Consider the following 10,460-nt stretch of genomic DNA (forward strand, 5'->3'; position numbering starts at 1 on the left):
GTTTCCTATACTTTTCCTGCTGTAATAAAATTGTTTTTTAAGAATAACGTCTAAGTTTTTTATCAAAAAGCCCGTTGTCCCTTCTCTTTCTTTTAAACCGAAATATATTGATTTTCAATAAAATTCCATATAAAGCTTATACAACAAACAATTTACTCCGTATATTTATTATCTTTTTTCAGCACACAAAAAAGCGAGTTGTACATATACACAACTCGTTCACACTTATTTTATATATCGATATTAATTAAATACAATTTTTATATAAAATATTTTCATTTTTAATAAAATTATTATTTTACATAGTTAAATTCAATTTCGTCCATTTTCTTATGATAACTTACTACTAAATCATAGTCCCGAAAATACCAAATATCGTCGGAATCGACAAAAAAATTGAATGCCATCCTGTTCAACAGATGCGGCTATATCTTCTGACACCTCAAAAGCCACTCCTAAAGAATAACTAGGCTGAATGGTGCTATTATCTCCATATAAAAACTCATAAAAGGTATTATTTATTACAATCATATTGTATCTTTTTATACAGGAACTTCCTTCCATAAATAGATGTGTTTTTATAAAAAAAGTCCACCATCTATAGTTGGAGTTAGTCTTTCGACTATTGAACTATTAAATAAATTTATATTTTTTTTGAATATAATTATTGAAAGCGGCTCTTCATTTTAACTTCATGCCCCCAATACGCTTTTTTAATAAATTTTTCTGTAGAGCTTAATACCTTTTTAGTAAGAATGTCCAAGCTATTCTCTAAGAGTCTTCATATTATAAGGTATCAAACAATAGGTGGTGAGAATTATAACGCATATTATTGATTTTCAAGCTATTCAGCCACGTAGTAAAACAAATGCAAGACAACCAATTCCAATTGACCATTCTCCAAAAAGAAATACAGTTGCTCAGTTACGAGTAAATATTCCACGTAGAGACTCCCGTGACAACACAGTAGAATTAATCACAACAGTTGGAGTTGAAGGAGTTACAAACATCGCTCAAATCGTATTTCGTATTTTCCGCGATAATACTGAGATTTTCAACACTCAAGTTGGGATAGAATCCACTGATTCAGAACAATTTTACGCTGTAACCTTCCAAGCAATTGACAAAGATCTAAGATCCGGAACTCATGTTTACACGCTTACTGCTGAAAATATGACTGCTGGTGCCGAAGCTGCAATAGTAGGTCCGGTTTCTTTTAGCGCGTTAGCTATTGGCAACGACCACGATTGCCGTTAATGAAACTACTACAATATCTAAATGTCTTTCAACAAGAAAGAACTCATTTTTGTTCTTTCTTGTTCTTTTTTATATACATTCTATACTCTGTAAAAATTTGCGTGCACATTTGCAGCTCGTGCAAGAATATACTGCTATATAATACGATTTAGGGGTGATTCTTTTATGTATTTATTTCCAACAAGAATTGCCGTTGTAGCCCCAGTTGCCTCTCCTTCTGTCCATTCTGTTCCCGTTCATACAGCAACTTCTGATGTTGGCATTGAACTCCCAGCAACTTGGCAGCAATATCAATTATCAGGTGGAGCAACACCTTCATTTTGGCATCACGGCACACCTCCTAGTGGCACTACCTATTATGGTCATCCTCCCCATTCTCCGTATCCACCTCTCCAGATTTTCTATCATTTCCCATCAATTTATTTTCAAAATTTTTATGGGACCTTCAACATTTGAACATATATATTCTTCAATTTCATATAAAGTATTTTTATACATGATAGCATACAAAAAAACACCTAAGTTACCGATCAATCTCCGGTATCCTAGGTGTTTTTCATACACTTTTATATGATTGAAACTTTAAAAAACATTATATTTATTGACCACCATTTGGAGTTGCCTCTCCTTGACCATTTCCATTGCTCGGTTGTGTTGCATTTTCTTGGCCGTTTCCACCGCTTGACGGAGTTGTGTTCCCCTGGCCATTTCCGCTGCCTGGCGGGGTTGTATTCCCTTGGCCATTTCCACTGCCTGGTGGAGTTGTATTTCCTTGGCCGTTTTCACTGCCTGGTGGAGTTGTATTTCCTTGGCCGTTTCCATTGCTCGGCGGAGTTGTATTCCCTTGACCATTTCCATTGCTCGGCGGGGTTGTATTCCCTTGATCATTTCCACCTTGATTATTTGTTGCATTGTCTTCATTTTGTTTATTTTGATCATTATTTTGCTTATTTTCTTCACTTTGTTTTTGCTCTTGTTGTTTTTTATCTCCATCTGTTTGTTGCTGCTGTTCTTGCTGTTTATTTTGACCATCATTTTTCTGCTGTTCACTTGAGTTTGAATTTGACGTGCTCGGATTTGGAGAAGAATCTCGTTTTGCACCTTTCACACGTAATTCATCACCCTCTTGAACAACACTACTTGGCGCCTTAAAGCGTGACGTATTTGTTCCAAATTTACTCATCATTTCTTTAAAAATCTGTTGTGCAATTTTCGTATTTTTGCTGCTTATATAATCTTCAGGACTATCTTTCATATATCCAGTCCAAACTGCCATTGTATACTGCGGTGTATAACCCGCAAACCAACTATCACGCGATGCACTAGATGGTATACCATATTTCGATATTTGTTCAGATGAATAGTTTGTTGTTCCTGTTTTACCTGCCACATCTAAAGAACTTACATTAGCTGCTGTACCAGTACCAGAACTCACAACAGAACGTAGCATATCTGTAATCATATACGCTGTATAATCTTCCATAACACGTTTCGATTTTGGTTCAAAACTTTGTGACTTTCCATCAGGATAAACCACTTTTTTAACAAAGTGTGGTTTTGTATATTTACCATCATTACCAAATGTAGCATATGCTCCTGCGATTTCAGTTGGCGATACTTCATTTGTACCAATTGCTGTTGACTCAACTGCATCTTTTTTAAATGGAATACCTAAGCTTTCTGCAAAGCTTTGTGCTTTACTTAATCCTACCTCTTTTGCTGTTTTAATTGCTGGTATGTTACGAGACCATTTAAGAGACTCACGCATTGTTATCATACCTTTATACGTTTTATCAGCATTTTGAACCTGTTGTCCTGTCGAATATTTATATGCTGAATCATCGAGTTGATGATAAGTTGGCCATTTTAAATATTCAATTGCTGGACCATAGTCAAAAATTGGCTTCATTGTTGAACCTGCTGAACGATCTAGTTCAATTGCCATATTATGCCCTTTGAATGTCGCTTTATTTTCACCACGTCCACTACCTATAGCGCGAATTTCTCCAGTTTTTGTATCCATAAATGTAAAAGCACCTTGGAATTTATCATTTGGATAACTAATAATATTTTTGTTTAAAAGATCATCAGCATATTTCTGCGCTTCTGGGTCTAAAGTTGTGTAAATAGATAACCCATCAGATCCAACGTTTGCATCTGGTAACTCTTTCTCTACTTCCTTCACAACAGCGTCTATAAATGCTGGATATGGCATTTCTGTAACTTCTTTAGGAGGAAGTAGTCCGTCGGTTACAGGGACCTTCGATGCTTCTTCCATTTGTTTTTTCGAAATATATCCATGTCGATTCATTAAATGTAAGACAACATTTCTACGCTCTGTTGCCCGCTCTACATTTTGCGGTTTTGTTGGATCATAAATACTAGGGCCTTTTGGTAGTCCTGCAAGCATCGCAGCCTGTGGTAAAGTTAAGTCCTTTAATTCTTTTCCATAATAGTTTTCAGCTGCTGTTGCAATACCATATGAGCGGTTCCCTAAATTAATCTTATTTAAATACATCTCTAATATTTCATGTTTTGAATATTGCTGTTCTAACTTATAAGCTAAAAATATTTCTTGTGCCTTACGCTTAGGGGTTTTATCCATAGACAAGAAATAGTTTTTAATAACCTGTTGGGTAATTGTACTTCCGCCTTGTGAGCCATAATTCCCAGTAAGGCTGACTAAAACAGCACGTGCAGTCCCTTTGAAGTCAACACCACTATGATCATAAAAACGTGCATCCTCTGTAGCTAAAAATGCATTTTCTATTAATTTAGGTACTTGATCATACGTAATATTTGTTCGTTTCTCTTTCCCATATTCATATACCAGCTTTTTATCTTTATCATAAATTTTTGCTGATAATGGATTGACAAGCTTTTCTTTTTCAAGTTTCGGAGCATCTTTTATCATAATGAAAAAAGTAGTTACTCCTCCTACGAGCGCCACGATTCCAAGTATTAAACATCCAATTAAAAATTTACGAAAAAACGATGTTTTACCTTTCGTTTTTTCTACATTAGCACTTGGTTGCTTTTTCTTTTGTACTTGTCTTCGCTCTTCTCGAGAACGATAATTTTCTGACATCTTGCTTTCTCCTGCCTTTCAATTCTCCCGTTGATTTACACGAAAATGAAACCAACATCTTGATTTCACCTCAACAAATAAGCCTATATACTTTGGACAACTATTTTCCCTCTATCTTTCTAATAATACTTACATGTAACACATATAATATAAGAGGTTGGCTTTCATTTTTCTTTTGGCATAAGTTAATTCGAAAATTTTAAACAGCAAAGTATAAAAAACATATAACCTCGTATAAATAATATACTTTTTTTTCATTTGGTCAAACTTTTTTATTTGAAAAACTATTACTAGTAAATCAATAGTGAAATAAAAATATCACACCAATATGAATTTCGTGTGAACTCACAATAAACTACGCAATCACAAAAACAGTACTATATAAATACAAATTGAAAAACCGACATAAAACCTTTCTTTTTTAGATAAAAGAGAGCATCCGGCCATGCATAGAAGCGATCAGACCCTCTTCCTACCCCATAGAAAATGAGTGCAGGCCACCCTTTGTTCTTCATAGCAGCGACTTATATGTTTGAAAATCAAAATGGATATATAATATGCAATGTATAGCATCTAAGTATTATAATTCTATAAATTAGCAGGATTTTCCTTTCTTAACATCTAAACATATTAAAGAAGGGAGATGAACTAACATGACTTTGTATCCAGTAATTTCCAAAAAATTAGTCGCTGTAGGTTATAATCCATCATCTATGATTTTACGAATTGAATTCAGAATTGGCACATATGATTTTTACGATGTACCAGAAAGTATATACACAGGATTACGAAACGCGCAATCCAAAAGCTATTATTATAACACCTATATTAGAAATTCCTATCGTCACACCAAAATTTAATCAGTAAGGTTCCTCATTCTCCTAACTTCTTTTCTTGCACTGACTTTCGAAGTAGTAATATTACTGTCTGCAAATAGCATGATAAATAGGAAGCAATTTATATCATTGTATAAATGATTATCTTATGTAAAACAAAAATGGTATTACATTGTTTATCGAATGTAATACCATTTTTTAAATTTAAATATAGCTTCCAATACTACTTGATCACTACTTGCTCCTCTTTAATCCAGCTGCTTTGTCCAATATCAATAGCACCATCTTTTCTTGCCCAAACACGATAAGAACTTGAACCATCAATCACACCTTTAAAATTTATACATTCAGGTTCTGCATAATAATTAATCCCATATCCAACGGGGGAGTTTGAATATGCATAGAACCACTCTATATCAAAGTGCTCTAATTTCGTCCACTGTTGCTCGTTTCCTAATTTAATCATATCCTTATCTCCACCACCCCAATATCCTTCAAAAATTAGATACGGAATTTTATTTGTGATATGTCCAGTAAATATAGGCTCTTCAGGATTCTTATATAGATTAATTCCGTAACCTTCAGGGTATTTCGAAATAGCAATTCCAATACCTACTGGTTGTCCTAAATTGTCCTGCACCTGACTTGTACCATCTATAAACCATGAAAGTGACTTATCGCTAACTAAATAATTCAAATCAACTTTTCCTATCCCGTCAATATTTCCTGTTTCAGTATATTGCCATATATCACATGGATATGCTGGTTTATTACCACCATAGCGCGGAATCCAAAGGAAATCCGCTCTCACCCCACTTAAACCATACTTATTATACATGTGATGACCTACGTACAATCCAACTTTCCAACCCGCAGCTTTACAAGTATCAATAAACGCTTGGGATGCTTCAGCTAACTGATCAGGACCACAACTTTTTAACGTATCATCTTCAACATCAAGAACAAGAAATTTAGCGTCAGCACTCGCTCTTGCCATAAAATCTTTCGCTTCTACAATTGCATCTTTAACAGAAACATAACAACCATAAGCATATGCTGCATGTGGAATACCACGTTGTTCCAGATTCGTTACATAGCTTGTATACCGCTCATCAACTGTTCTCGAACCATACTGTACACGGCATATTGCAAGATCAATCTGAAGTGCTACCACATCCCAATCGATATTAACATTCCACTTAGAAATATCAATAATATGTTTGTCCATTATTCATCTCCTCCTTTTGTAATATCACATTTAAATACTTAGAGAAATACTTCAATCTCCCCTCCAACTTGTCCATATACTTGATCGATTCCGACAATATGAATATAGTAGGAATCGATTAAAATAGGTGTGCGTTTTACCAGTTCGATTTAATACTTTATCGAACGATAAAGTGAAACTTTAATCAGTGGGGAGCTTACTACCCGCGAATAGAGGGATAAATTAAATATTCAATCAAGATATAAAATGTTATATAACGCCCTATCATGACTCAGTTATATACCTTCTATAAAAACAATTTTCATCGTACACTTTTTAAGAAACAATCCTAACAATTACTTACCACTATACTTATAGTAGTAAATATCTATACTAAACATTGGTAATATTCAATACAAACATTATCAATTAACTATATGAATCAACTATGTTACATTAATACCACGGTTACTATTACCGTTAAATCCTTGCTCCCTTCAAGGATTTAACATACTCTCCTAATCCAATATGTATAAAAGAAAAAAGAATCTGTAACAGATTCTTTTTTCTTGCTACAACTTAAAAGAGTTTAACAAGAACATATAAAGCATGACTCCCCAGCATTTTTTCTCTTTGTCGAATCCCAAGAATTGATAACCGTTTTTCAGTAAATCTTTATCTTTTGGTAAATCCACACTTATATTTTCAACTGCTATACTTTACCTCCAAATACTCGGTGAATGACTCTGTTTGATTTTGAACAGAATGAATTTCGTATTAACTTATACTTTTTACAAATACACTCTTTAATTTTTTTCGAAAATGAATACCTAACGTAATGGCTACAATGATTATCGCTCCGAAGATAATTTTCCCCATGTGCTGTCCAAGCACTTCAAATATATCATGTAAGTTTCCTCCTAACCAATAGCCACCGATTAAAAAGAAAGATACCCAGAATAGAGCACCAGAGTAGATCGTTATGGCAAAACGACGGAGGGGTAAATTAATAATCCCTGCAAAGTAACCAGTAAAATGACGTACGCCTGGGACGAAAAATCCAATAAAGATAAGGAAATATCCATATTTATCAAACCACATTCTCGTTAAATCAATTTTTCTTTGTGTTAAAAATACATATTTTCCATATTTCTGTACAAAAGGCATACCAAGTTTATTGCCTAAAAAGTACTGAATTGTCATCCCAACGCTTGTACCAATAAATGATAAAATAATTAAAAGTAGTAATTCTAAATCTCCTTTATGTGCCAAATAACCCGCATACACTAACGTCGGCTCCCCTGGAAACGGAAATGCAATATATTCTAACAATGTTCCAACAAGTACTACATAGTAGCCATATTGCTGAAATAATTCATAAACCCATTCCATGTTGTTTTCTCCTTTTTTTCTACAGCATTAATTACGTACAATAACTAGTGATTACACTGGCGTTCGTAGGAATCTCGGCATTTCAATGCTGAGTAGTTCCAAGCCTTTACTGAGAGCGATAATTAAGAAAATAGAAGTTCACCCTAACCATAAAGGTATAAAGCGGAAAACCGTATCACAAATAAGGGATACGGTTTTTACTATTATTTAAAAATCATAACAGTATTAAAATATATTAAGTTTTGCCTTCATTGAAGCCAAATGCTTCGCCAATCAATTTTTTAATAGACTCATAATCTTCTTTAACTAGACTTCTGTATATTACTTTATCCATCTTTGTAAACTCCCTTTTATATAAGTGAATTTTCATTTCGTATGTAAATATCTTATAATAAATAATAATAATGTCTCCTCTAAGAGGAGAGTCAACGGTAATATTAGAAAAAATATAAAGGAAGTGATTAGGGTGAAAAACTTATTTTCTATTGGAGAAGTTGCTAAAATAAAGGACATTACCATAAAAGCGTTAAGATATTATCATAAAATGGGATAACATTAATGCAAAAAAACGATATTCTTTTTGTAGGAATTTACAGAAAGAATATCGTTAGACCCAAACTGCTCTTAGATTACTAACAACAAAAGACAAGCCTATATGCTAAGTGGTTTTTGACTACAGTATTCAAAAACGCATAGGCTCACGCCTAAGAACATTCATCTCTCACCTAAAATTGTTGTTTCACACCTTCACATTTTTGAAGAAGGAGTCTTCTGTCGAAACATGATAGATTGTTTTGAATTACATCATAATCTGTCATTGAACTGTCCATGTAGATCTCTATGTCTCTATCAAATGATTTTTGTATTAGAACCTGAATTTTTTACCTTTGATATTTTTTCCAGTCTTAAAACCGATTTAGAAAATTCTAAAAATACATTGAGGATCTTTGAGAAACTAACTTTCTTATAATTATGCTTGCTATTTCCTCGATGTTTTCATGTAGAAAGAAATGCTTACCTTCAAAAGAGTGGAATGTACACATTTTATTTGTGTATTGCTCCCATTTTTTTACCTCTTCATATGAAGTTAATTCATCATTTTTTCCATTTAAGATCAGAAAATCAATGTCACATACTTGTATATTATTATTATTATGTATATATGTCTCTACGATTTTAAAATCCGCTCTTAGAATGGGGAGAAAAATTTCCATTAATTCTTCTGATTGAAACACCTCGGATGGTGTACCACCCATAGCAATAACTTCATTTTTAAATTGTTCATTAGGTAGATTGTGTCGGATATCTTTTATTTTGCTATTTGGATGATTTCTACCAGACAAAACAAGAAACTCAGGTAATACGTCATTGGAAATTTGTATTTTCTTGGCTAATTCATAGGCGATCAAACTTCCCATGCTATGTCCATATAGAATATATGGTGAATTATTTAGCTGCTTAATAATAATTTTATAGACATCATTTACAGCCTCTTCAATACTATGATAAAGGCTTTCTTCAATTCTATATCCCCTACCGGCTAACTCTATAGGGATTACTTCAATAAATGGATTAAAGTATTTTTTCCATTTTGAGTAATTAAACGCAGATCCCCCAGCATGTGGCAAACAAAAAAGTTTAATCTTCGTCATTACTGTCTCCCTCGATTAAAATTTGTTTATATTCTGGCAAATTGTATAAATATCTTTAATTATTATCTCCTTTGGTAACTCATCTAGTGTTGCACAAGCAGACATCTTATAATTAGGCTCAATATTATATTGTCTAAAGTGAAAATTTTGAGGTATGTTCTTGTATGAAATTGAATTTTGAGCTTCTTTTTTTATGGAGAATGAATTTAACGGGATATAAAGCCCCTTCCCAATAGTTTTTATATAACTTTCTTTTAACGTCCAAAGATCAAAAAAATAACTAATTTGTTCATCAGAATTTATATTAGATAAATCATAAAATTCTTCCTCTGAGAAGAATTCTTGTGCTAATTTAAGAGCGTCTATTTCTGAAATTTTTTCTATATCAATACCAACATTTGAATTAGCAGTAATACAAATCACCCATTCTCCTGAGTGCGAAATATTAAAATGAAAATCAGAAAAATTTTTAACAAAAGGTTTTCTGTGCTTATTATATACAAATTTAATTTCATCATTATTAATTTTATATTTTTCGCAGATTAAAGAACGGACTAACAAATCTCCTATCAAAATCCTATTAACATCGTCCAATTTTATTAAACGCTTTATTCGTTCTCTTTTCTCATTTGAAATCAAATTACTAAACTGATTAAATAAATCATTATCAATATGCTTTGGTATTTTTACAGCGTGAATTCGTATTATAAATCACTTCCTTTTTAGAGGTGTAAAATCTTATGTATTACGTAACACCCTCGAAATACATATAAAGCAAAAAAATTGTATATTTACATATTAATGTAAATATACAATTTTCACCTAGAAATATAATTAAAATACTCGGTTCTGGTGCAGAAACTTCAAGGTAATTGCATCATAATCTGTCATTGAACTGTCCATGTATGTTTCTATGTCTCTATTGCACCAGAACCTTATACAGTGCTGCTCTTGATATATTCGTAATGTCACAAATTTGATGTACAGTCATTAAGCGGCTTTTTTTGCATTCACATCACTATTCACAA

Annotated in this window: 9 protein-coding genes and 3 pseudogenes; 4 read left to right on the top strand and 8 right to left on the bottom strand. The window is 32.9% G+C overall.

Going from position 1 to position 10,460, the window contains the following annotated elements:
- Window positions 1-293: 293 nt before the first annotated feature.
- Window positions 294-495 (bottom strand): annotated as a pseudogene (locus tag MHH45_RS04555) (HesB/YadR/YfhF family protein); the annotation flags it as partial.
- A gap of 324 nt (window positions 496-819) precedes the next feature.
- On the opposite strand from MHH45_RS04555, the gene MHH45_RS04560 reads away from it, so the two are divergent.
- Both MHH45_RS04560 and MHH45_RS04565 read left to right on the top strand, forming a co-directional pair.
- Window positions 820-1,257, top strand: a complete 438-nt coding sequence (locus MHH45_RS04560) for a hypothetical protein (protein ID WP_033671187.1) — start codon at window positions 820-822, stop codon at window positions 1,255-1,257.
- 165 nt (window positions 1,258-1,422) lie between these two features.
- Window positions 1,423-1,713 carry a hypothetical protein gene (locus MHH45_RS04565; protein ID WP_003197573.1) on the top strand — a complete coding sequence of 97 codons (291 nt, stop codon included), beginning with the start codon at window positions 1,423-1,425 and terminating at the stop codon, window positions 1,711-1,713.
- 142 nt (window positions 1,714-1,855) lie between these two features.
- On the opposite strand, the gene MHH45_RS04570 is transcribed toward MHH45_RS04565, so the two are convergent.
- The gene (locus MHH45_RS04570) at window positions 1,856-4,345 is read right to left on the bottom strand and encodes a PBP1A family penicillin-binding protein (protein WP_016114804.1); all 2,490 of its coding nucleotides are present in this window, start codon (window positions 4,343-4,345) and stop codon (window positions 1,856-1,858) included.
- Between the two features lie 653 nt (window positions 4,346-4,998).
- On the opposite strand from MHH45_RS04570, the gene MHH45_RS04575 reads away from it, so the two are divergent.
- A complete protein-coding gene (locus MHH45_RS04575; protein ID WP_088094515.1) occupies window positions 4,999-5,205 on the top strand; it encodes a KTSC domain-containing protein in 207 nt (68 codons plus the stop codon).
- A gap of 199 nt (window positions 5,206-5,404) precedes the next feature.
- Here MHH45_RS04575 and MHH45_RS04580 read toward each other — a convergent pair whose 3' ends face one another.
- The 3 genes and pseudogenes from MHH45_RS04580 to MHH45_RS04590 all read right to left on the bottom strand — a co-directional run.
- Window positions 5,405-6,409, bottom strand: coding sequence for a GH25 family lysozyme (locus MHH45_RS04580; RefSeq protein WP_016114802.1), 1,005 nt, complete (start codon window positions 6,407-6,409; stop codon window positions 5,405-5,407).
- 756 nt (window positions 6,410-7,165) lie between these two features.
- Window positions 7,166-7,780: a DedA family protein gene (locus MHH45_RS04585; RefSeq protein WP_016114801.1), complete on the bottom strand. Its 615-nt coding sequence runs from the start codon at window positions 7,778-7,780 to the stop codon at window positions 7,166-7,168.
- 247 nt (window positions 7,781-8,027) lie between these two features.
- Window positions 8,028-8,114 (bottom strand): annotated as a pseudogene (locus tag MHH45_RS04590) (GNAT family acetyltransferase); the annotation flags it as partial.
- Window positions 8,115-8,216: 102 nt separating this feature from the next.
- Between MHH45_RS04590 and MHH45_RS04595 the strand changes: the two are divergent.
- Window positions 8,217-8,330: pseudogene (locus tag MHH45_RS04595) on the top strand (MerR family DNA-binding transcriptional regulator); the annotation flags it as partial.
- Window positions 8,331-8,706: 376 nt separating this feature from the next.
- Here the strand turns inward: MHH45_RS04595 and MHH45_RS04600 are convergent.
- The 3 genes from MHH45_RS04600 to MHH45_RS28010 all read right to left on the bottom strand — a co-directional run bounded on the left by MHH45_RS04600 (window position 8,707) and on the right by MHH45_RS28010 (window position 10,423).
- Complete coding sequence (locus MHH45_RS04600; RefSeq protein ID WP_016114799.1) at window positions 8,707-9,432, bottom strand: thioesterase II family protein; 726 nt, start codon at window positions 9,430-9,432, stop codon at window positions 8,707-8,709.
- 15 nt (window positions 9,433-9,447) lie between these two features.
- A complete protein-coding gene (locus MHH45_RS04605; protein ID WP_368494266.1) occupies window positions 9,448-10,131 on the bottom strand; it encodes a 4'-phosphopantetheinyl transferase family protein in 684 nt (227 codons plus the stop codon).
- Between the two features lie 220 nt (window positions 10,132-10,351).
- Entirely contained in the window at window positions 10,352-10,423 is a 72-nt protein-coding gene (locus MHH45_RS28010) for a helix-turn-helix domain-containing protein (RefSeq protein ID WP_139350065.1), read from the bottom strand.
- Between the last annotated feature and the right edge of the window lie 37 nt (window positions 10,424-10,460).

Source organism: Bacillus sp. FSL K6-0042, assembly GCF_038006685.1.
Classification (GTDB): Bacteria; Bacillota; Bacilli; order Bacillales; family Bacillaceae_G; genus Bacillus_A; species Bacillus_A pseudomycoides.